General features: G+C 69.0%; 22 protein-coding genes. 15 read left to right on the top strand and 7 right to left on the bottom strand.

The genetic code is table 11. The features are described from left to right. Positions 1 to 50: 50 nt before the first annotated feature. The gene (locus tag ABD987_RS36675; protein WP_345405287.1) at positions 51 to 731 is read left to right on the top strand and encodes a class I SAM-dependent methyltransferase; all 681 of its coding nucleotides are present in this window, start codon (positions 51 to 53) and stop codon (positions 729 to 731) included. 76 nt (positions 732 to 807) lie between these two features. On the opposite strand, the gene ABD987_RS36670 is transcribed toward ABD987_RS36675, so the two are convergent. Further along, positions 808 to 1,566 (bottom strand): SDR family NAD(P)-dependent oxidoreductase, encoded by a 759-nt coding sequence (locus ABD987_RS36670; protein WP_345405284.1) that lies wholly within the window; start codon positions 1,564 to 1,566, stop codon positions 808 to 810. 170 nt (positions 1,567 to 1,736) lie between these two features. On the opposite strand from ABD987_RS36670, the gene ABD987_RS36665 reads away from it, so the two are divergent. The 6 genes from ABD987_RS36665 to ABD987_RS36640 all read left to right on the top strand — a co-directional run bounded on the left by ABD987_RS36665 (position 1,737) and on the right by ABD987_RS36640 (position 8,035). Then, positions 1,737 to 3,050: a UDP-glucose dehydrogenase family protein gene (locus ABD987_RS36665; RefSeq protein WP_345405281.1), complete on the top strand. Its 1,314-nt coding sequence runs from the start codon at positions 1,737 to 1,739 to the stop codon at positions 3,048 to 3,050. A 443-nt stretch (positions 3,051 to 3,493) separates the two neighbouring features. Continuing rightward, positions 3,494 to 4,072, top strand: coding sequence for a YbaB/EbfC family nucleoid-associated protein (locus tag ABD987_RS36660; protein ID WP_345405278.1), 579 nt, complete (start codon positions 3,494 to 3,496; stop codon positions 4,070 to 4,072). Positions 4,073 to 4,092: 20 nt separating this feature from the next. Next, complete coding sequence (locus tag ABD987_RS36655) at positions 4,093 to 4,428, top strand: hypothetical protein (RefSeq protein WP_345405275.1); 336 nt, start codon at positions 4,093 to 4,095, stop codon at positions 4,426 to 4,428. Continuing rightward, positions 4,425 to 5,564, top strand: a complete 1,140-nt coding sequence (locus ABD987_RS36650) for a hypothetical protein (RefSeq protein WP_345405272.1) — start codon at positions 4,425 to 4,427, stop codon at positions 5,562 to 5,564. The genes ABD987_RS36655 and ABD987_RS36650 overlap by 4 nt, the downstream gene beginning before the upstream one ends. 65 nt (positions 5,565 to 5,629) lie before the next feature. Continuing rightward, positions 5,630 to 6,247: a hypothetical protein gene (locus ABD987_RS36645; RefSeq protein WP_345405269.1), complete on the top strand. Its 618-nt coding sequence runs from the start codon at positions 5,630 to 5,632 to the stop codon at positions 6,245 to 6,247. Between the two features lie 9 nt (positions 6,248 to 6,256). Beyond that, positions 6,257 to 8,035: a gamma-glutamyltransferase family protein gene (locus ABD987_RS36640; RefSeq protein ID WP_345405266.1), complete on the top strand. Its 1,779-nt coding sequence runs from the start codon at positions 6,257 to 6,259 to the stop codon at positions 8,033 to 8,035. Positions 8,036 to 8,105: 70 nt separating this feature from the next. On the opposite strand, the gene ABD987_RS36635 is transcribed toward ABD987_RS36640, so the two are convergent. From ABD987_RS36635 to ABD987_RS36615, 5 genes are all read right to left on the bottom strand, one after another. Then, positions 8,106 to 8,498, bottom strand: coding sequence for a hypothetical protein (locus ABD987_RS36635; RefSeq protein WP_345405264.1), 393 nt, complete (start codon positions 8,496 to 8,498; stop codon positions 8,106 to 8,108). Positions 8,499 to 8,552: 54 nt separating this feature from the next. Continuing rightward, positions 8,553 to 9,443: a VOC family protein gene (locus ABD987_RS36630; RefSeq protein ID WP_345405261.1), complete on the bottom strand. Its 891-nt coding sequence runs from the start codon at positions 9,441 to 9,443 to the stop codon at positions 8,553 to 8,555. Continuing rightward, positions 9,436 to 9,960: an RNA polymerase sigma factor gene (locus ABD987_RS36625; RefSeq protein ID WP_345405259.1), complete on the bottom strand. Its 525-nt coding sequence runs from the start codon at positions 9,958 to 9,960 to the stop codon at positions 9,436 to 9,438. Before ABD987_RS36625 ends, ABD987_RS36630 begins: the two co-directional genes overlap by 8 nt. A gap of 64 nt (positions 9,961 to 10,024) precedes the next feature. Beyond that, positions 10,025 to 10,939, bottom strand: a complete 915-nt coding sequence (locus ABD987_RS36620; RefSeq protein WP_345405256.1) for an NAD-dependent epimerase/dehydratase family protein — start codon at positions 10,937 to 10,939, stop codon at positions 10,025 to 10,027. 9 nt (positions 10,940 to 10,948) lie between these two features. Beyond that, positions 10,949 to 11,245: a hypothetical protein gene (locus ABD987_RS36615; protein ID WP_345405253.1), complete on the bottom strand. Its 297-nt coding sequence runs from the start codon at positions 11,243 to 11,245 to the stop codon at positions 10,949 to 10,951. 110 nt (positions 11,246 to 11,355) lie between these two features. Here ABD987_RS36615 and ABD987_RS36610 point away from each other — a divergent pair, with 110 nt between their 5' ends. The 3 genes from ABD987_RS36610 to ABD987_RS36600 all read left to right on the top strand — a co-directional run bounded on the left by ABD987_RS36610 (position 11,356) and on the right by ABD987_RS36600 (position 13,644). After that, positions 11,356 to 12,189 carry a helix-turn-helix domain-containing protein gene (locus ABD987_RS36610; protein WP_345405250.1) on the top strand — a complete coding sequence of 278 codons (834 nt, stop codon included), beginning with the start codon at positions 11,356 to 11,358 and terminating at the stop codon, positions 12,187 to 12,189. A 6-nt stretch (positions 12,190 to 12,195) separates the two neighbouring features. Next, positions 12,196 to 12,462, top strand: coding sequence for a DUF397 domain-containing protein (locus ABD987_RS44655; protein ID WP_378214239.1), 267 nt, complete (start codon positions 12,196 to 12,198; stop codon positions 12,460 to 12,462). A gap of 162 nt (positions 12,463 to 12,624) precedes the next feature. After that, positions 12,625 to 13,644 (top strand): hypothetical protein, encoded by a 1,020-nt coding sequence (locus tag ABD987_RS36600; RefSeq protein WP_345405247.1) that lies wholly within the window; start codon positions 12,625 to 12,627, stop codon positions 13,642 to 13,644. A 49-nt stretch (positions 13,645 to 13,693) separates the two neighbouring features. Here ABD987_RS36600 and ABD987_RS36595 read toward each other — a convergent pair whose 3' ends face one another. Beyond that, a complete protein-coding gene (locus ABD987_RS36595; protein ID WP_345405244.1) occupies positions 13,694 to 15,136 on the bottom strand; it encodes an MFS transporter in 1,443 nt (480 codons plus the stop codon). Between the two features lie 101 nt (positions 15,137 to 15,237). Between ABD987_RS36595 and ABD987_RS36590 the strand changes: the two genes are divergently transcribed. The 5 genes from ABD987_RS36590 to ABD987_RS36570 form a co-directional block, all read left to right on the top strand. After that, complete coding sequence (locus tag ABD987_RS36590; protein WP_345405241.1) at positions 15,238 to 16,074, top strand: helix-turn-helix transcriptional regulator; 837 nt, start codon at positions 15,238 to 15,240, stop codon at positions 16,072 to 16,074. An 82-nt stretch (positions 16,075 to 16,156) separates the two neighbouring features. Then, the gene (locus tag ABD987_RS36585) at positions 16,157 to 17,053 is read left to right on the top strand and encodes a hypothetical protein (protein WP_345405238.1); all 897 of its coding nucleotides are present in this window, start codon (positions 16,157 to 16,159) and stop codon (positions 17,051 to 17,053) included. A gap of 58 nt (positions 17,054 to 17,111) precedes the next feature. Further along, the gene (locus tag ABD987_RS36580) at positions 17,112 to 18,236 is read left to right on the top strand and encodes a sensor histidine kinase (RefSeq protein WP_345405235.1); all 1,125 of its coding nucleotides are present in this window, start codon (positions 17,112 to 17,114) and stop codon (positions 18,234 to 18,236) included. After that, positions 18,233 to 18,901: a response regulator gene (locus ABD987_RS36575; RefSeq protein ID WP_345405232.1), complete on the top strand. Its 669-nt coding sequence runs from the start codon at positions 18,233 to 18,235 to the stop codon at positions 18,899 to 18,901. Before ABD987_RS36580 ends, ABD987_RS36575 begins: the two co-directional genes overlap by 4 nt. A 406-nt stretch (positions 18,902 to 19,307) precedes the next feature. Next, positions 19,308 to 19,553: hypothetical protein (locus tag ABD987_RS36570; RefSeq protein WP_345405228.1), on the top strand; the 246-nt coding region annotated here is incomplete at its 3' end.

Genomic DNA, 19,553 nt, shown 5'->3' with positions numbered 1-19,553 from the left:
CGTCGTGGGCCGGTTCGGACGAAGCACACGAACCGAAACCGGAGAAACCCATGAAGAACCAGGAAACCACCAGCGAACGCCGCAAGCTCGTGCCCGAGATGGGCGGCCCGGTCGCGCGGATGTACGCCCGCCAGCGGGGCACCGAACCGCAGCTGGCGGCGTGGCGCAAACAGGCCGCGGAGCTGACCGCGGACCTGCCGGACGGCGCCGACCTTCTCGAAGTCGCGTTCGGTCCCGGCTATTTCGCCGTCGAGCTGGCGCGGCTCGGCCGGTTCACCGTCACCGGGCTGGACGTCGCGCGCACGTTCGTCGAGCTGGCGAACGAGCACGCGGCGAAGGAACGGCTGCGCGTCGACTTCCGGCAGGGCGACGTGGCGGCGATGCCGTTCGAGGCGGAGTCGTTCGACTTCGTCGTCTGCCAGGCGGCGTTCAAGAACTTCACGCGCCCGGTCGACGCGCTCGACGAGATGCACCGCGTGCTGCGGCCGGGCGGGATCGCGGTCGTCCAGGACATGAACACCGAGGCCTCGGCCGCCGAGATCGACCGCGAGGTCGACAGTATGGACGTCGGGCGGGTCGCGGGATTCGCCATCCGGCACACGCTGGGCGGCATGCTGCGCCGCCGGGCCTACTCACCGGAGCGGTTCCGGCTGATGGTCGCCCAAAGCGCGTTCGGGACCTGCGAGGTCACCACGGTCGGCATCGGCCTGGAGGTCACCCTGCGCAAGTGACGCCGAAGGTCCGTGAATGCCACATTGAGGGACTCTGAATCCCTCAATGTGGCATTCACGGATCATGGGGCAGGTGTCAGCGCGGGGCCATGCGCAGCGAGCCGTCCATGCGGACGACCTCGCCGTTGAGGTAGTCGTGGTCGATCAGCGACAGCGCGAGCTGCGCGTACTCGTCCGGCCGCGCGAGCCGCTTCGGGAACGGGACACCGGCGGCGAGGCCGGCGCGGAACTCCTCGCTGACCGTCGCGAGCATCGGCGTGTCCACGATGCCCGGCGCGATGGTCAGCACGCGGATGCCGTGCGAGGCGAGGTCACGCGCCGCGGGCAGGGTCATGCCGACGACGCCGCCCTTCGACGAGGCGTAGGCGACCTGGCCGATCTGCCCGTCGTAGGCCGCGACCGACGCGGTGTTGATGATGACGCCGCGGGCGTCGTCGGCCAGTGGCGCGGTCTTGGCGATCGCCTCCGACGCGATGGTCAGCACGTTGAACGTGCCGATCAGGTTGATCTGGATGACCTTCGCGTACAGCGCGAGATCGTGCGGGCCCTTCTTGGACAGGATCCGCGCGGACGGGCCGATCCCGGCGCAGTTCACCACGGTCCGCAGCGGCACGCCCGCGCTCGCCGCGGTCTCCACCGCCACGCGTACCTGGTCCGGGTCGGTGACGTCGGCCTCGACGTAGGTCACGCCGTCGACCTGCTCGGCCTTCTCGATCGACGAGGCGAGGTCGAGCGCGAACACCTTGGCGCCCTTGCCGGCCAGCGCCTTCGCGGTCGCCCCGCCGAGCCCGGACGCGCCACCCGTGACGAGTGCCGCGGTGTCGGTGATCTGCATGTTCTCCGGTTCCCTTCTGGCCAGCGCACTGATTGAGACAGGTTAACGCTCGTTCGCATCGGCGTCGCGGGTGTGCTGCCTCACTGTCCTGAGGAAGTGTCGCGAGGAGTATTCGGGGCTGCCCACTTCCGTTAGCGCGGTGGTCAACTCCGGCCGTCACCCTCGGCTGCATGACCGCAGCTCGGATCGTGGTGGTGGGGACCGGTTACGTCGGACTGACCACGGGAGCGTGCCTGGCCAGCCTGGGGCATCGCGTCACCTGTGTGGACGTCGACCAGACGAAGATCGCGCGGCTGTCCGCCGGACGGGTGGACATTCTGGAACCGGGGCTGGCCGAACTGGTCACCCGCGGGCTCACGAGCGGGAGACTCGGGTTCGTCGTCGGCGCGCGGGAGGCCGTGCGCGACGCGGAGGGTGTCTTCCTGTGCGTCCCGACGCCGATGGGGGCGGGCGGATCGGCCGACCTGCGCGCCGTCGAGGCCGTGACGTCCGAGATCGGGGACGTCCTGCCCACCGGCTGCGCCCTGATCACCAAGTCGACCGTGCCGGTCGGGACGGCACAGCGGATCCGGGCGATGCTCGGCCGCACCGACATCCCCGTGGTGTCGAACCCCGAGTTCCTGCGCGAGGGCACCGCGGTGGCGGACTTCCTCGGCCCGGACCGCATCGTCGTCGGCTCGGACGACCTCGACGCCGCCCGCTGGGTCGGCGACCTCTACGCGGATCTGGACGCCCCGGTCGTTGTCGCGGACGCGGCGAGCGCGGAGCTGGTGAAGTACGCGGCGAACTGCTTCCTCGCGATGAAGCTGTCCTACGTGAACTCGATCGCCGAACTGTGCGAGCGGCTGGGCGCGGACATCGACCTGGTGACCGAGGGTATGGGCCACGACCGGCGGATCGGCCGGACGTTCCTCAAACCGGGGCCGGGCTGGGGTGGCTCCTGCCTGCCGAAGGACACCAGCGCGCTGGTGCGGGTCGCCGAGTCGGTGCAGTACGACTTCCGGATGCTGACCTCGGCGATCGAGGAGAACATCGCCCAGCGGGACCGGATCGTCGCGAAGATCGCGGGCGCCGTCGGCGGGACCCTCGCTGGCGCGCGCATCGGGGTGCTGGGCCTCGCCTTCAAGGCGGGCACGAACGACCTGCGCGACTCGCCCGCGCTGGCGGTGTCCTCGGTGCTGGGCGCGCTCGGTGCCGAGCTGACCGCCTACGACCCGGCCGTCGGCGGCGAGATCGCCGGGATGGTCGTGGTCGACGACCCGTACCAGGTCGCGAAGAGCGCGGACGCCGTCGTCGTGCTGACGGAGTGGAACGAGTTCAAGCGCCTCGACTGGACGTACTTCGCCGAGCTGATGGAGGGGGACACCGTGGTGGACACCCGGAACCTCCTCGATCCGCACCGGATCATCGACGCGGGCCTGGTGTGGCAGGGCGTCGGCCGCCCGCGCGCCGCCCATCGCCCGGTCTCCGCCGCGAACGTCTGATTCTCGCGGTTCTCCTTGCGCCCCAGGCTTTTCTCGCGTCTGGTCCGTGAATGCCACATTCACGGACTCTGAGTCCCTTAAGGGGGCATTCACGGACTCCGGCGTTCTCCGGTGAGACCCCGAAAACTCTCGAAAAGACGCTGTAGATCCTTGGCGTCCGGCGGCTGAGCCAGGGTTGTCCACAGCGCATCGCGCATGTGGACAACTTTGGCTGTGCGGGCCGTTTTCCGGGGCTTCGTCGTGCCCCGGCGATAGAATGGTCTTGGGGTCGCCCCCCCGGAGAGGGCGGGGGACACCCTCGCAGTGGGGGAGGCGCGTGGCGGGGGCGGCGGGCGCCTGTCGTGGCGGTGTTCCGCGATCCGTCGAAAGCCGGACAATGCGCGCACGGGCCTGCCATAATCCGGGCAGATGGCCCTGTCAACCTACCGCGCAAGGGAGAGGCGATGTCCGCTCACATGGACGAGCTGATCGCCCAGTTCGAGAGTTTCCAGGCCAAGGTGCGGCAGGCCGAGGCCCGCTTCGCCGGGGTCGAGGACATGCAGGAGCGGATCACGCAGGTCCAGAGCACCGCGACCTCGCCGGACGGCACCGTCACCGTCGTCGCGGGCGCCGGTGGCACGGTCACCGATCTCCGCCTCACCGCGGGCGCCACGCGTGTCGAGGCGGGCCAGCTCGCCTCCACCATCATGGCCACCCTGCGCAGGGCGGTGGCCGGCGCCGTTCAGCAGCAGGCCGGGATCGTGGACAACGCGTTCGGCGACGCGTTCAACGTCGACGTGTCGGCGCAGGTCCGCCAGGCACAGACCGAGGCGTTCGGCGCCGTCGCCGAGCCACCCGCGGCCCAGCAACAGCAGCAGCAACAACCACTGCAACAGCCGGGAACCCCGGCGGCGGGGTTCGCGTCGTACCAGCAGCCGCCGCAGCAACAGCCGTCTCAGCAACAGCCACCGCGGCGACGGCCGAGCGCGCGCAATGACGACGACGACTACTTCGACGACAACTCCATCCTCCGCCGCGACTGATCCGACCGAGGGACTCCCCGATGGCAGACATCCAGACGAATATCGACGCGATCTCCGGCTATTCCAAGAAGCTTCCCTTCTACGAACAGGAAGCGGACAAGTTCGGAGCCAAGATCGACGCCGCCGACGTGAGCAACGAGGCGTGGGGAGTCATCGGCATCTTCGCCAAGCAGGGCTACACCGAACGCCTCACCGAGCTGCGTTCGCTGCTGACCGATCTGAAGGACGGCGTCGACGCGCTCACCGACAAGATGAGCAGGGCCGCCAACATGTACCGGGGCGCCGAGGACGCCGGGAAGATCACCTTCGGCAAGTACGAGGCGGAGATCGACGCGATGGGGAAGCCGGGCAAATGACCGACGAAAAGAAGAGCATCGCCGACACGCTGAACGTCCAGCCGTACGACGAGAGCATGAGCGCCAACCTCGACCGCGCGGCGGAGAACGTGCCGGTGGCGGGGACGGCCTACAAGACGGGCAAGTCGATCGGCGAGCACGCCAGGCAGGCGGCCGAAGCGGACAACCCGCAGGAGCTGGCCTCCGCGGGCGCCGCGCTGGTCGGCGACGGCGCGAAGTTCGTCCAGGGCGCCGCGGTGGACATGGTCACCTTCGCCATGGACCCGATCGGCTGGCTGGTCAGCCACGGCCTGAACATGCTGCTCGAACTGGTCCAGCCGCTGCAGGACGCGCTGCACCAGGTCACCGGGGACGGCCCGGCCATCGGGCACGCCTCGGAGAACTTCACCGCGATCGCGCAGGGTTTCGTGGCGCTCGCCGACGACTTCGAGAAGACCGGTGACACCGAGCTCGCCGAATGGGTCGACAAGGCGGGCAACGCGGCGAAGGAAGCGCTCGGCGACTTCTCCTCCGGCATCCGCGGGGTCGGTTCGGCCGCCGGTTCGGTGGCCGAGGTGCTCCAGATGTGGTCGATGGTCATGGTGGTCATCGAGGAGCTGATCAAGGGCATCATCACCGAGCTGATCTCCTGGCTGATCACCCTCTGGCTGCCCGCGCTCGCCGCGTCGGTGATCAGCTTCGGCAGCTCGGTCGCCGCCGCGATGACCGCCTCGATCGCCAAGGCCGCCAGCGTGCTCACCAAGGTCACCCGCTACCTCGGCAAGTTCGGCAAGCTGCTCGAGAAGTTCATCGAGTACATGGCCAAGTACGCGACGAAGGTCGTGGCCATGACCAGGAAGTTCCGCCTCGGCCGGTACGCTGGCGAATCGCGGTTCGGCCTCGACACGCTGGAGAACACGGCAGGGGCGGCGTTCACCAAGAGCAACCGGGCGCTCACCACTGAGTTGGGGGCGGCGGCCGGCGCCAAGCCGCTAGTCGTCGGCGCGAGCGTCAAGGCCGGTACCGGCGCGGGCAAGGGTGCCTTCCACGAAGGCAAGGACGCCGTCAGCACCGAGGGAGACGAGCCGTGGTTCAACAAGAGCGAGATCGGTGGGGACAAGAGCCCGGAGGAGACCCGGGGCAACCTCGACATCTAGGCGCCACACCACAGGATTTCGTCAACCGGGCGCCCAGCGAGGCCCGTCGGCGGGCGGCGGCGAAGATGTTCGCCCACCAGGAACAGCTGGACGCCCAGCAGGAAAGCCTCTTCGTGCGCCCGGGGTTCCGGGAACTGGTCGAGGGGTTCCTGCGTGGCCAGTGGCGTGAGCCGGTCATCGCGCTGCGGCTGTCCGACAACAAGCTGACGTTCGAGGTGCCCGGCCGCCGTGGGGACGGCACGGTCGAGGGGGAGAACCAGGTCGGCCGGTTCTTCGGGAACGCGCTGCGGGGCGTCGGCACCGCGGCGGCGGCCGTTTTCGCCGTGGCCAACAGCTCGGGCGGCAGTGGCGGCCCCAAGGGAAAGCCGGAAGCCCACGTCCGGGGCCCGGCGAACGCGATGGCGCTCGACCTCGTCGACCGGCTTCGCGGGGTGAGCGGGCCGTGGTTGGCCTTCTCGCCGTCGTACCTCGCGGCGGTGGACACCGGATCGACCTTCCGTGACCCGGCCGACGCGCCTGCCCCGCGGATCCTCTGGCAGGCACGCAAGCCGCAGGCACCGGAGATCAGGTTCCGCGGGCACACGCTGGTCTGGCCGGACGGGTCGAGTTTCCGGTTCCCGCTGCACGGCCGTACCGAGGATCAGTACCTGCGGCAGTACCTCGATTCACTGGGCAATGGTTAGCATCGATCCATGTTCACGACGAGGCCCGAGCTCAAGGGCACGTTCGGCATGGTGGCGTCCACCCACTGGCTGGCTTCCTCGGCCGGGATGGCGGTACTGGAAAACGGCGGCAACGCCTTCGACGCGGCGGTCGCGGCGGGGTTCGTGCTCCAGGTCGCCGAGCCACACATGTGCGGCCCCGGTGGTCAGGTGCCCGGCATCTTCGTCACCGCGAAGGACCGGACACCGCGCGTGCTCGCCGGGCAGGGCGTCAGCCCGGCCGCGGCGACGCCGGAACACTTCGCCGGGCTCGGCCTCGACCTGATCCCCGGCAGCGGTCTGCTCCCGGCCACCGTGCCCGGCGCGTGGGACGGCTGGCTGCTCCTGCTGCGCGACCACGGGACCAAATCGCTGCGCGAAGTCCTGCGGTACGCGATCGGCTACGCGCGTAACGGGATTCCGCTGTCCGCGCAGGTCGTCGACAAGATCGGGACCGTCGAGCGGCTCTTCCGCGAGCACTGGACGTCCTCGGCCGAGTTGTGGCTGCCCGGCGGAAAACCACCCGTCGCGGGCGAACTGCACCGCTATCCCGTCCTCGCCGACACCTGGGAGCGGTTGCTCGCCGAGGCCGAGTCGGTGCGCGGCCGTGAGGCCCAGATCGACGCCGCACGCCGCGCGTGGTCGCAGGGTTTCATCGCCGAGGCTGTCGATTCCTTCTCCCGCAAGGCTTTCCTCGACGACTCGCGGCGCGAGCACGCCGGTCTGCTCACCGGCGACGACCTCGCGAACTGGTCGGCCACCTACGAGGACGCGCTGATCGTCGACGTCGGCGAGTGGAGCCTGGCCAAGGCGGGTGCCTGGACGCAGGGACCGGCGCTGGCCCAGCAGGTCCTGCTACTCGACGGTTTCCGTGACCAATTGTCCTATGTGGATGGAGTGCCGACGGCGCGCACGGTGCACCTCGCCGTGGAGTGCGCGAAGCTCGCCTTCGCCGATCGCGAGGCCTGGTACGGCGACACCGGCGAAGTCCCGCTCGACGTCCTGCTCTCGAAGACGTACACCGACGCGCGCCGCGCGCTGATCACCGACGAGGCCAGCTTCGAACTCCGGCCGGGCGACGCCGGGGGCGCCGCGAAACTGCCCGCGATGCTGGACGAACTGAAGGGACGCGGGACCGGCTCGGGCGCCGTCGGCGAACCGACACTCGAAGAACTCGGCCTGAACCGCGGCGACACCGTGCACCTCGACGTGGTCGACGCGGCGGGCAACCTGGTGTCGCTGACGCCGTCGGGCGGCTGGCTCCAGTCCAGCCCGACCATCCCCGAGCTGGGGTTCTGCCTCGATTCGCGTGGTCAGATGTTCTGGCTGGAGCAGGGATTGCCGAACTCGCTGCGGCCCGGCAAACGCCCGCGCATCACGCTCTCCCCGTCGATGGCGCTGCGGCACGGCGAACCGGTGGTCGCCTTCGGCACCCCGGGCGGCGATCAGCAGGACCAGTGGCAGACCTGTTTCTGGCTCGCGCACACGGTCGCCGGGCTGAACCTCCAGGAGGCCATCGACGCGCCCGCCTGGCATACCTCGGCGTTCCCCAGCTCGTTCTACCCGCGTTCCTGGACGCCGGGGGAGATCCTAGTCGAATCCCGGCTCGGAAAGTCCACAATGGACGAACTGACCGCGCGCGGGCACCAGGTCGTCGACGCCGGCCCGTGGAACCTCGGCAGGCTCTCCGCGGTTTCCCGCACCGGCGACGGCCTGCTCCGCGCGGCCGCCAACCCCCGCGGCATGCAGGGCTACGCCGTCGGCCGCTGATCACGCGAGATCTCCGTCCAATCACGCGAGTTGCGCGCCTGATCACGCGAGTTTCGCCTCTGATCACGTCCTAGAGCGGAAGGGCGCTCCAGCCACCGCCGACCGCGAGCAGTGTTCGCACCCCCTGCGCGTGATCGGCGAATCCGGCGAGGTCACCGTGCAGCAGCGAGGCGCGCTCGCCGTCGAGCGGGAGCGTGTCGTCGCTCCAGAGCTCGAAGATCCAGCTCGCCGCCAGGTGCATCGAGCGCAGCAGGCCGACGACGGTCGCGTCGTCCTTGCCGCCCTCGGCGAGATAGCCGGTCAGGATGTCGTCACAGGAAGCGACGAACTGCCGCAGGCCGCGGACCGCGTCGGACGGGCTGCCGTCCCAGTCCGGGCCCGGCCAGGCCGACGAGCTCAGCGCGAGCCACAACCGCCACCCCGCGGTCAGTTCGGCGTGATCGCCCGGGATCCACTCAGCCATGCGATCCAGTGTGACCCCGGGCGACCCGCTTTACCCCCTTCCGAATGGCCTATCTCACGAGCCGGGCTGCTGCCACAGCCAGAACTCGATGCCCTGGTTGTCCACACAGTCCGCGCTGATTCCGTACGGCATGTGCTCGGGTTCACCCGCCTGGCCGCCTTGTTCACGCACCCGGGTGAGAGCGGCGTCGAGATCGTCGACGGCGAACATGAGTTTCCAGCCGACCTGCCGTCCCGGTCCGCCCCAAAGCCCGCCTTCCAGACCGTGTCCGGAGATGCCCCAGCCGCCCTCGACCCGTCCCGGTGCGAACTGCCAGCCGAGCACTGCGCCGTAGAACGCCTTCGCCGCGCCGTCGTCCGGGACCTGGAAGGTGAAGTACCCGGCTTCGCCGTGCCGGACCGGCTTCGCGTCCGCTGTGGGCCGGGGCGCGCCTTGGGCGATCAGCCACCGCTGGCCGAACGGGTCCTTGATCGGCCCGTGCTTGCCGTGCCCGCGGTCCTCGACCGCGCCGAGCGGTTCGGCGCCGAGTTCGACGGCGCGTGCCACCGCGGCGTCCACATCGGACACTTCGACCCGGATGGTCGGGCCGCCGACGGGGGCGACCACAAGGTCCATTTCGGGGAATTCCTCGGCGAACATGAGCACGGTGTCGCCGATGGCCACCTCGGCGTGCCCGACGCGGCCGTCGTCCATGATGATCGGGTCCGACCGGCGCCGGGCGCCGAACGCCTCGACGTAGAAGTCGAGCGCGGCACGGGCGTCGGTGACCACGAGATACGGGGTCACCGAGCGCACTTCCGCGGCGGTCGCGGGGGTTTCGGTGGTCGTCATATCGGCTCCGTTCAGGATCGCGCGACGCAGGCGGTCACGCAGTTCGTCGGCGAAGGCGGGATCGGGATCGACTGGCGTCGAGGGACGGCGAAGCGCATCGAACGGTTCAGACATCGCGACCCTCCTTCTCCTCGTAGGCGCGTCGGAACGCGGCACGGGCGCGCACGAGCAACGCCTCGGTGGCGTGCACGCTGCGACCCAGGTGGGCGGCGACCTCGGGCACGCCGAGCCCGTCGACGTAACGCAGGGTCAATGCGGCCTGGTGATGTGCGCCCAGGGTTTCGAGCACTTGCCGGGCCCGTAACGCGTCGACCTGTGCGTCCCACGGATCGGTGACGTCCGGTTCACCCTCGTGGACCAGTCTGAGGCCGCGTTCCTCACGTTCTTTGCGCCGCCAGTGATCGGCGAGCTTGTGCCGGGCGACGCCGATCAGCCACCCGGTGCTCACTGGAGGCGCGTATTCCTTGCGACAAGCGGAAACCGCGCCGAGGAAGGTTTCCGAGGTCAGTTCCTCGGCGATGGTGCGGTTTCCGCAGCGGGACAGCAGGTACCCAAAGACCTCCGGCAGAGCCGTCTCGTACAGCTCCAGCAGCGCGAAGGCCGGGTCCGGTCGTACCCGCGGTTCCGTCACACCCTCATCGTCGCTCGGGACCGCGGTTCTCCGACGGGTGAACTTGAACTTTTTTGCGCCGCGGCTATTTTCGCAGTTCAGCGGCGGTCGCGGGCCATCCCTCGCGCGCACTGGGGTAACGCGGCGCCCAGCCGGTGGCCTCGCGGAAGCGGGCGTTGCTGACGCGGAGTGAGCGGCTGAGCGAGGTGAGCCGGTCGCCGAAGAGCAGTGCCGCGCGGCCGGGCACCCGCAGCCACGGCTTCTTGCCGGCGGCCTCGCCGAGCGCGTCGGTGAACTCGCGTTTGGTCAACGGTTCGTCGTCGACGACGTTGTACGTACCCGCGGGCGCGGTGAGCGCGGCCGCGACGGCGGCGCCCGCGTCCGCCATGTGGATCACCGAGAGGTAGCCGCCGGGCGGTCCCGGCATCATGCCGACGTGGTAGCGGGCCTGCGCGAGCATCTGTTCCGCGTGCGCCGCGCCGGGGCCGTAGAACCAGCCGAACCGCAGCACGACGCCGGTGCCGCCCCGCTCGGTGAAGCGGCGCGCGTTCGCCTCCGCGGCGAGATTGCCCTTGGTCATCGGATAGCGGTCGACGGGCACGTCCTCGTCCACCCACTCCGCGCCGCGGTCCGGGTAGAGCATGCAGACCGACTCCTGGAGCAGCCGCCCGACCCCGGCGGCCAGCGCGGCGTCGACCACGGCCGCGGAGCCCTCGGTGCGGACGTGCTCGTTGTAGCTGTGCGCGTTTGTGCTCATGAACTTCGCCATTGACGGCAGCGCGGTCGCGAAATTGGCGACGGCGTCGTGCCCGGCGAAGGCCTCGGTGAGCGCGCCGCGGTCGAACAGCGAGAGCTGGACGGGTGTCGCGCCCTGCTCGGCGAGCGCGGCGGCCTTGCGCGGTGTGCGAGCGAGCGCGGTCACGGCATGGCCGGCGGCGAGGAGCGCGGGAACGGCGTGACTGCCGAGCGCGCCGGTCGCTCCCGTGACGAACACCTTCATGTAGGCAACTTACGGCGTGCGCGTGGCCGGTGGCCACCGCGTGCGGAGTGACACGAGATGCGTCCGGCCGTCCGGGAAGAGCCGGTAGATGTGCACGAGGAACTTGCCGGGCTCGGCGCGTTTGCGGGCGAGGAAGTCCTGCGCGCACGCGGTGCCGTAGCTGACGGCCCAGCGCTCGCGGTGCTCGGCGCGGTGTTCGAAGACGAACCCCATGTCGTCCACGAGTTCGGTGTACTCGTGCGCGCGTTCGCCCTTGGCGGTTTCCCGGTGGTATTCGATCTCGTGCGGATAACCCCAAACGTCCATGACCAGCAGATTTGCGTTCCGAGTCTCACCCTGGGGCCCTGAACCTGGGAATCCCACATCGGGACTTGCGGCCTACGATCGGTGCTGGATCGATCACATGAGGTGACACTATGCCCAGACTCAGTAGGCCATCGTTCCCGCGCCGCCAGGTAGGGCGAACATTGCGGCGGTTGCGTGAGCGGACCGGAATGACCCAGGAAGCAGCGGGCGAGCCCATTCGGATCTCGGGCTCGAAGCTGAGCCGGATCGAACAGGGGCACATCCCGGGCTACAACGACTTTCTTGCGCTCCTGGACCGGTATGGCGTGCTCACCAGCGATTACGACCACTACGTGCGCCTGTACGACCTGGCCAAGCAGGCTCGATGGTGGCCGAGCAATCCTCGGCGGAACTTCGGCTACGTGGACGCGGAGGACAGTGCGTCGTTGACATCGGGGTACCAAACGGGGCTTGTACCGGGCATTTTGCAAACGAAGAGCTATGCCCGAGGGGTGTTCGAGTTCTCCGGTGCGCAGTGGTCATCGTCGGAGGTGGAGCAGTTGGTGAGTGTTCGAGAACGGCGCCAGCGTCGGTTGTTCGAGCAGCCGACGCTGGCTGTACATTTCGTCGTCGACGAGTCGACCCTGATTCGGCGGTTGTGTGATCGTGCTCAGCTGGAGCAGCTTGTCGAGTTGAGTGCCCTGCCGAATGTCACCGTGCAGGTGGCGGAGCTTTCTGCGCCTCCTCATGGGGGGTTTTACGCAAGTTTTGTCGTCCTTGATTACCCCGATCCGGAGGAATTTGGGCTCGTCTACGTTGAGTTCCCCTTCGGCTCGGACTTCATTGAGAACGTCAACGAGGTTCGTGAGGCCAAGAGGCAGTTCAAGATGATCTCGAAGTTCGCGTTGGATGAGAACGACTCCGTCGAGTTGATCAAGCGTCTGATCGTCGAGAAGGGCAGGTGAGCTGGCGTGTGGCGGAAGAGCAGTTGCAGCGGCGGCATTAACGGCAACTGCGTCGAGGTGGCGTTCGTGCCGGAGGCCGTCGCTGTCCGTGACTCCAAGGCCCCTGAAGGACGCCTTCGGGGCGCTCGGTGCACTGAAGGCGTCCTTCAGGGCGGCCAACGCACTGAAAGCGTCCTTCAGCACACCGTCTTGGCGTCCCGCCGCTGTCGAGGGGCCCAGTGGGTCACTGGCGCGGTGATCGTCTCGGAGCCTCCTGACGTTACGGGTGGATGACGGCAATTTTCCCCTCGTCGTACCGCTGGCGAGACATCACGCATCGGCGTTCGTCGGATGTGTCGCCACCCCGGACAACGTGCTAGTTTTACTTTTACTGGGGTGAAATATCCCGTTTTATTTACTTCATTTGCGTTTCCCGAATTGGGGAAGGGAACAGTAATGAAACGTACGTTCCGTCTGTTGTTCGGTGCTGCCATCGCGACCGCGGTGGTGGCCGGACCAGGCACGATGTCGGCGGCGGCCGCCGGATGCAGCTGGAAGCCGAGTGCGCTTCCGCTGCCTTCGGGCGGCCTTTCCGGCGTTGCCAGCGCCACCGACCACGCGGGCGGCGTCGCGGGCGTGGTGAAGTTCTCCGACAAGACGACGCGCATTGTCTACTGGAAGAACGGCAAGACCACCGAATACGGTTCCTACCTGTCCGGCCTGGCGTCGGTGCAGGTGAAGGACCAGAACCGGTCCGGGACGATCGTGGGTTCGGTGACCGTGGGCCGCCCGAGCATTCCGCCGCGGATCTCCGCCTTCCGGATCACCGCGAACGGCTTGGAGAACCTTGCCTCGCCGGACGGGGCGACCATGACCTTCCCCAGCGGCGGCATCAACGACAAGGGCGACATCGTCGGCGGCTACCGCACCAGCCGGTCGAGCCCCATCGCCGGGATTCGCTGGCCCGCCGGGTCGGGCAAGGTGGAGAAGCTGGACGGCCTGGCGGACGTCGGCTACATCGGCGGGCTGGACGAGGACGGCACCGTGCTGTACTCAGCCGCGGAGACCAGCATCTACCAGCAGCGGCCGTTCCTGTGGAAGAACGGCAAGAGCACCGCGCTGGCCAAGCCCGCCCAGGTCGGTGACCTGCAGGGCGAGGCCATCTCCGCCGGTCGTGTCGTCGGCAAGCTGTACTACCAGAACTCCTCGGGCAAGTACGTGGACGAGGCGATCTTCTGGGACACCGACGGCGTGCCGCACAAGCTGCCGAGCGGTCAGTCCGCCGAGGACATCAACCGCAACGGCGTGAGCGTCGGCGCCTCGACCGACGACCAGGCCGCGGTTTGGCGGCTCGGTGCCCTCGACGCGAAGCTGGGCAAGGGCACGGTCGCGCACGCCATCGGCGACGACGGTGTCATCGCCGGGTCCCGCACGGTGAACAACGTCGAGCAGCCGACCGTCTGGCGCTGCGGCTGACGCCGACCACCGGGGAAGGCCACCGGCGTCCCGGTGGCCTTCCCCGCTTTCACCCCCGTGGGTCGGGCAGCTTGCGCGCGCCCGCGATCACCGCGAGCACCAGCACCGCCTGCAGGCCGATCACCAGCATGAACGCGTGCTTCATCCCCAGCGAGTCCGGCGCGCTCAGCGACGCGAACAGGCTCCCCAGCGTCGCGACGCCCAGGGCGAGCGAAGTCTGCTGGTTCGTCGTCATCACACCGCTGCCCATCCCGGCCAGGTCGGTCGGGACCTTCGAGAGCACGATGCGGAACAGCGTGGTCATCGCGAGCCCGTTGCCGACGCCGATGAGCAGCATCGCGGGCGCGAGGTCGAAGACGTTCAGGTCCGGCCACGCCAGCATCGTCGAGCCGATCAGGGTGAGCACGCCGAGCAGCAGCAGGATCCCGCCGGTCACGACGACCTTCTGGCCGTACCGCGCGACCAGCCGGCTGCTGATCAGCGACATCGTGAAGAAGCCGATCGCCATCGGTGTCAGCGCGAGCCCGGCGCCCATCGGGCCGAGGTGCAGCCCGCCCTGCAGGGTCATGGCGTAGACGAACATGAACGCCCCGAAGCCGCTGAAGAACGGCACCCCGACGAGCAGTCCGAGCCGCACGCTCGGCATCCGCATCACCGACGGCGGCAGCAGCGGGTGCCCGCCGCGCCGCTCCAGACGTCGCTCCACCCTGGCGAACGCGAACGCGGCGAACGGGAACAGCACGAGCAACGCGACCGTCCACAGTGGCCAGCCGAGGGCGCGGCCCTCCATCAGCGGGACGAGCAGCGAGAACAGGGAAACGCCCAGCAGCACGGTGCCCCAGCGGTCGACGCCGAGCGGGTTGTGCGCGCGGGTCTCCGGCAGCTTGCGGGCCATGAGCAGGCCGACGACGCCGATCGGGACGTTGACCAGGAAGATCGGCCGCCAGGACAGGTCCCAGACGTTCGCCGCGACGAGCGCGCCGCCGAGCAGCTGGCCGATCACGGTCGCGATGCCGCCGGTCGCGCCGTACATGCCGAGCGCGCGCGAGCGGTGTTCGCCGTCGGTGCTGGCCTGGATGATCGAGAGCACCTGCGGCAGCAGCATGGCCGCGGCCGCGCCCTGCGCGACCCTGGCGATCACCAGCGTCCCCGCGTTCGGGGCGATTCCGCAGGCCAGCGACGTCAGGGTGAACAGCGCCAGTCCGATCGTGTACATCCGGCGCCTGCCGAACGTGTCGCCGAGGCGGCCGCCGACGACCAGCAGCACGGCGTAGGCGATGCCGTACCCGGCGACCACCAGCTCCAGGGTCGCGGTGGACGCCTTGAGGTCGGCGTCGATGGTGGGCAGCGCGACGTTGACGATGAAGAAGTCGATGATGGTCAGTGCCGCCCCCAGCAGCACGGTGACCAGGCCGGCAGGGGTGAGGCCCGGCCTGACGGATGCCTCGGTGGCGCGGGTGCGCACCGTCGAGACGGTTTCGGTCGTGGTCATGGGTACTACGATCAACGGTTCCGTAACCTGGTACCAGATACCGTTTATCCGGGTATTGGGACTACCTGGTAACAGCATCGAGGGTATGGGAGCCTGGCACCATGACCACCGCCGTCGAAGAGCGCGTGCGGCGCGACGAGCTGGCCGCGTTCCTGCGCAGCCGCCGTGAACGCATCACACCCGAGCAGGTCGGCCTGCCGACAGCCGGGCGGCGCCGGACGCCGGGGCTGCGCCGCGAGGAGGTCGCGCAGCTCGCCGGCGTCGGGGTCACCTGGTACACCTGGCTCGAGCAGGGCCGCGACATCAACGCCTCCGAGCAGGTGCTCGCCGCGATCTCGCGCACGCTCAAGCTGGACCCACACGAGCACAAGCACCTGTTCACCCTCGCCGGCGCACCCGAACCCGCCTTCGAAAAGGAATGCAACTCGATCTCGACGACCGTGCTCACCATGATGGAAAAGCTGGAGCCCTACCCGGTGGTGGTGCGCAACGCCCGCTGCGATCTGCTCGCCTACAACCGCGGCTACACCTGGCTGATGGGTGAGGTCGATTCGATTCCGTTCGAGGACCGCAACACCCTGGTGCAGTGCCTGACGAATCCGGAGTGGCAGGCGCGGATGCTCGACTGGGAGAGCAACGTCCCGAGGGTGGTCGCCAAGTTCCGCGCGGCGATGGCCGAGCATGTCGCCGAACCGGCGTGGAAGTCGCTGGTCAAGCGGCTGAAGGCGGAGTCGCCGCTGTTCGCGCAGCTGTGGACCCAGCACGACGTCAACGCCGAGCCGATCCAGTGCAAGCGGTACCTGCATCCCGAGGTCGGGCTGCTCAAGTTCAACTTCACCTACCTCTACTTCGGGCGGCACTCGGAGATCACGTTGTCGGCCTACACCCCGGACGACGAGGAGACGGCGGCGAAGCTGCCGAAGTCGTTTCGACCCTGACCTGGCCCGTTCCCTCCCGAGGGGGAGCAGGGCGGCGCTGCGGAGGGACCCGATCCGTCGCCGCGCGGACGACGCTGAAGGCATGACCAGCACAGTCGCTCTCCGGGCCAGGACGTCGATCCCGCATGCCCGCCTCGTCGCCTGCTACGCGGCGATTCTCGGCACTTTTCCTTACCTGACACTGAAGATCTCCTGGGTCACCGGCGGCACGATCGGCCTGCGTGATCCGTCCTTTGTGGACACTTCGACGATGCGGTTCGCGAATCTGCTCACCGCCGGGATGGACGCGGCGGCGATCGCGCTGGCCTTCGCGCTCACCTACGGGTGGGGCCGCCGGATCCCGGCGCCGCTGGTGCTGTTCCCGGCCTGGGTCGCGACCGGGCTGCTCGCCCCGATCGTGCTGAGCAGCCCCGTCATCGGCGTCGACCTGCTCAGCGCGTCCTCCAGCGCTCTGCCGCTGGAGGACTGGGTCTGGGCCGTGGTCTACGGCGGGTTCACCTGGCAGGGCGTCGCGTTGCTGACCGCGTTCGTGCTCTACGCCAGGGACCGCTGGCCCGTGCTGACCACCGCCCATGCCCGGCCCGTCGGCCCGCTGGGCGGGCTCGTCGGTGTCGCCTCGATCGGGACCGCCGCGCTGCACTTCGCCTGGGCGGCCGGATCGACGTTCGCGCTGGTCCCCGGGCGGACCGTGGGCCTTTCGGCACGCTTTCTCGACGTTGTGGTGGGCGTACTGACCCTGCTCATCGTCGCCGCGCTGCTGACGCTGCACCGCGGACGGCTGTGGCCGCGCTTGGTCGTGATCTGGACCGGCGCGGGCTCGATGGCCGGCTGGGGTGGCTGGATGCTGTTCACCACGGTCCTCGGCGGCCCGCTCGCCGAGGGCGCGACGCTGGTGCAGGCCGCCGTCTACGCCGTCCAGGTGACGGTCGGCGTGCTGGCGATGGCCGCGCTGCTGCGGCGGATACCGCGTACGGCGTAGGCGGGCAGTCGCTTGCGGACGGACGCGCGCGCGGCCCGCGACGGGTAGTTTTCGCTGCATGAGACCGGACTGGTGGCAGGCGCGGAACCCGTGGGTGGGCCGCGTCGTGCGCACCGTGCTCGTGCTGGTTCTCGTGCTCGGCGCGACCTCCGGCGCGTCGCACTGGCAGCGGCACGGGCAGCCGCTCACCGCGGCCGGGTTCGCGTGGCTGGCCGCGACGGTGCTGACGCTGCTGGTGGTCCACCGTTTCCCGCTCACGATCTTCCTGCTGACCGTGGCCTCGGCCTACCTCTACTACTCCAGTGACCTGCCCGGTGGTCCGGTGATCATCGTCCCGACGATCGCGTTGTTCATGCTCACCCGCCTGCGCGGTCCGCTGACGGCGGGGATCACCGGCGCCGCGGTGCTGGCCGCCGGGTTCACCGCGTTCTTCGTCAGCCGTCGTTCGCTGGAGTTCACCGCGGGCGGGGGACTCGCCGTGGTGTGGATCGCCGCGGTGATCGGCGTCGGCACGGCGGTGCGGTACCAGTGGGCCGCGGTGCAGGCCCGGCGCGAGCAGGCCGCCGAACACCGGCACCGGATGGCCGAGCAGGAGCGGCTGCGGATCGCGCGCGAGGTGCACGACGTCGTCGCGCACAGCCTCGCGATGATCAACGTGCAGGCCGGGGTCGCCGCGCACGTCGCGGACCGGCGGCCGGAGCAGGCGAAGGAGGCCCTGCTGAACATCAAGGCGGCCAGCGCGTCGGCGTTGAAGGACCTTCGGGCGACGCTGGCCGTGCTGCGGTCCGGCGAGGACAAGGCGCCTGCGCCGAGCCTCGCGAACCTGGACGAGCTGGTCTGTCGTGTCGAGGCGGCGGGCCTGGACATCCGCGTGCACGGCGACCACGGCGAGCTGCCCGCCCCCGTCGACGGCGCCGCCTACCGGATCCTCCAGGAATCGCTGACCAACATCGTCCGCCATGCCGAGGGCGCGCGTGCCGTCGACGTCCGGTTCGAACGGCGCGCGGACGCACTGACGCTGACCGTGCGGGATGATGGCCGGACCACGGCGGAACCGACACCGGGACACGGGCTGCGGGGCATGTGCGAGCGGGCCGCGGCGCTCGGCGGCCAGGTCACCGCGGGCGTCGTCCCCGGAGGCTTCGAAGTCCGCGCGGAGCTACCTGTGGAAGGGGAATCATGACGATCCGGGTGGTTCTCGCCGACGACCAGGCGCTGGTGCGTGCCGGGTTCCGGGTACTGCTGGAGACCGAGGACGGTTTCGAGGTCTGCGGTGAGGCGGGCGACGGCGAGGAGGCCGTGGCGCGGGCCGTCGAGCACAAGCCGGACATCGTGGTGATGGACGTCCGGATGCCCGGCACCGACGGCCTCGAAGCCACCCGGCGGATCACCGCGAACCCCGAGCTGGCCGGGGTCAAGGTGCTGGTGCTGACCACCTTCGACGTCGACGAGTACGTCTACGAGGCACTGCGGTCCGGGGCGAGCGGATTCCTGCTGAAGGACACCGACCCGGTCGAGCTGCTGCGCGCGCTGCGTGTCGTCGCCGCCGGTGAGGCGCTGCTCGCGCCGACGGTGACCCGCAGGCTGATCGCGGAGTTCGTCGGCCGTCCGGAGAACCGGCGGATCGACACCAGCGCCGTCCGCGAGATCACCGACCGCGAGCGCGAGGTGCTCGGCCTGGTCGCCGGCGGTCTGTCGAACGACGAGATCGCCGCGCACCTGGTGATCTCGACCGCGACCGCGCGCACCCACGTCAGCCGCATCATGACCAAGATCGGCGCACGGGACCGCGCCCAGCTCGTCGTCCTCGCCTACGAATCCGGCCTGGTCACGCCGAAACGTGGCTAGCCACAATTTCGGCAGTTGTCCGCGTCACCGCGGGTTCGTCTGTTCGTGTGTTCGTTGGTTGCGGTTCGGCAACGGCGAGGCATTGCGAAGCTCGTAGTTCATGCCGCTGATCGGGCTAATTTTCGGTGCTTTGTTAACACCCCATCGTGAAACTCGGTGAATCGTTACGGGCGTTCCCGATGATCGGTGGGTGACTCCCGGCACCATTGCCCGGTGCTGGCACTCTCGCTACGGTCCGATTACCTGTGTCGGGCAGTTTTTGGGGAGGGACCTCCGTGCGCGAGCGCGTGGTGATGAGTGCTGTCTGTCTTTCGTTGAGGACACCGATGTTCGCGACAGCATTTTCGCTGTGAATTTTCTGTCTTTTCGCTGATTCCTGGCTTGAAGTGCTGAGGGAAGGTGCTGCGTGAACGCGGTGGGTATCCGAAGATTGTTGTCCGTTTTCCTTGCTGTGGCGGTGTTTGCTGGGTTGGTTCAGCCGTCGGTTGTGCTGGCCGCGCCGGCCCCGGTTGCTCGTGTGGTTGCGGAGGATCCGGTGTCGCGGCCGATGCCGCCGGATCCGTATCGGGAGTGGGACGGCAGTGTGGGGGTGCCGGATTGGGGTGATCCTCGGTTCCGGCAGATTGTGGTGGATAACGCGGAGTTGGCGGAG

This window comes from Amycolatopsis samaneae (assembly GCF_039541975.1).
Taxonomy (GTDB): Bacteria; Actinomycetota; Actinomycetes; order Mycobacteriales; family Pseudonocardiaceae; genus Amycolatopsis; species Amycolatopsis samaneae.
Note: the sequence above shows the minus strand (reverse complement) of the source record. Positions and strands in the feature narration are given on the sequence as shown.

Coding starts and splice junctions, on each gene's coding strand:
- ABD987_RS36675 (WP_345405287.1), top strand. CDS start 51: ATGAAGAACCAGGAAACCACCAGCGAACGCCGCAAGCTCGTGCCCGAG.
- ABD987_RS36670 (WP_345405284.1), bottom strand. CDS start 1,566: ATGCAGATCACCGACACCGCGGCACTCGTCACGGGTGGCGCGTCCGGG.
- ABD987_RS36665 (WP_345405281.1), top strand. CDS start 1,737: ATGACCGCAGCTCGGATCGTGGTGGTGGGGACCGGTTACGTCGGACTG.
- ABD987_RS36660 (WP_345405278.1), top strand. CDS start 3,494: ATGTCCGCTCACATGGACGAGCTGATCGCCCAGTTCGAGAGTTTCCAG.
- ABD987_RS36655 (WP_345405275.1), top strand. CDS start 4,093: ATGGCAGACATCCAGACGAATATCGACGCGATCTCCGGCTATTCCAAG.
- ABD987_RS36650 (WP_345405272.1), top strand. CDS start 4,425: ATGACCGACGAAAAGAAGAGCATCGCCGACACGCTGAACGTCCAGCCG.
- ABD987_RS36645 (WP_345405269.1), top strand. CDS start 5,630: ATGTTCGCCCACCAGGAACAGCTGGACGCCCAGCAGGAAAGCCTCTTC.
- ABD987_RS36640 (WP_345405266.1), top strand. CDS start 6,257: ATGTTCACGACGAGGCCCGAGCTCAAGGGCACGTTCGGCATGGTGGCG.
- ABD987_RS36635 (WP_345405264.1), bottom strand. CDS start 8,498: ATGGCTGAGTGGATCCCGGGCGATCACGCCGAACTGACCGCGGGGTGG.
- ABD987_RS36630 (WP_345405261.1), bottom strand. CDS start 9,443: ATGTCTGAACCGTTCGATGCGCTTCGCCGTCCCTCGACGCCAGTCGAT.
- ABD987_RS36620 (WP_345405256.1), bottom strand. CDS start 10,939: ATGAAGGTGTTCGTCACGGGAGCGACCGGCGCGCTCGGCAGTCACGCC.
- ABD987_RS36615 (WP_345405253.1), bottom strand. CDS start 11,245: ATGGACGTTTGGGGTTATCCGCACGAGATCGAATACCACCGGGAAACC.
- ABD987_RS36610 (WP_345405250.1), top strand. CDS start 11,356: ATGCCCAGACTCAGTAGGCCATCGTTCCCGCGCCGCCAGGTAGGGCGA.
- ABD987_RS36600 (WP_345405247.1), top strand. CDS start 12,625: ATGAAACGTACGTTCCGTCTGTTGTTCGGTGCTGCCATCGCGACCGCG.
- ABD987_RS36595 (WP_345405244.1), bottom strand. CDS start 15,136: ATGACCACGACCGAAACCGTCTCGACGGTGCGCACCCGCGCCACCGAG.
- ABD987_RS36590 (WP_345405241.1), top strand. CDS start 15,238: ATGACCACCGCCGTCGAAGAGCGCGTGCGGCGCGACGAGCTGGCCGCG.
- ABD987_RS36585 (WP_345405238.1), top strand. CDS start 16,157: ATGACCAGCACAGTCGCTCTCCGGGCCAGGACGTCGATCCCGCATGCC.
- ABD987_RS36580 (WP_345405235.1), top strand. CDS start 17,112: ATGAGACCGGACTGGTGGCAGGCGCGGAACCCGTGGGTGGGCCGCGTC.
- ABD987_RS36575 (WP_345405232.1), top strand. CDS start 18,233: ATGACGATCCGGGTGGTTCTCGCCGACGACCAGGCGCTGGTGCGTGCC.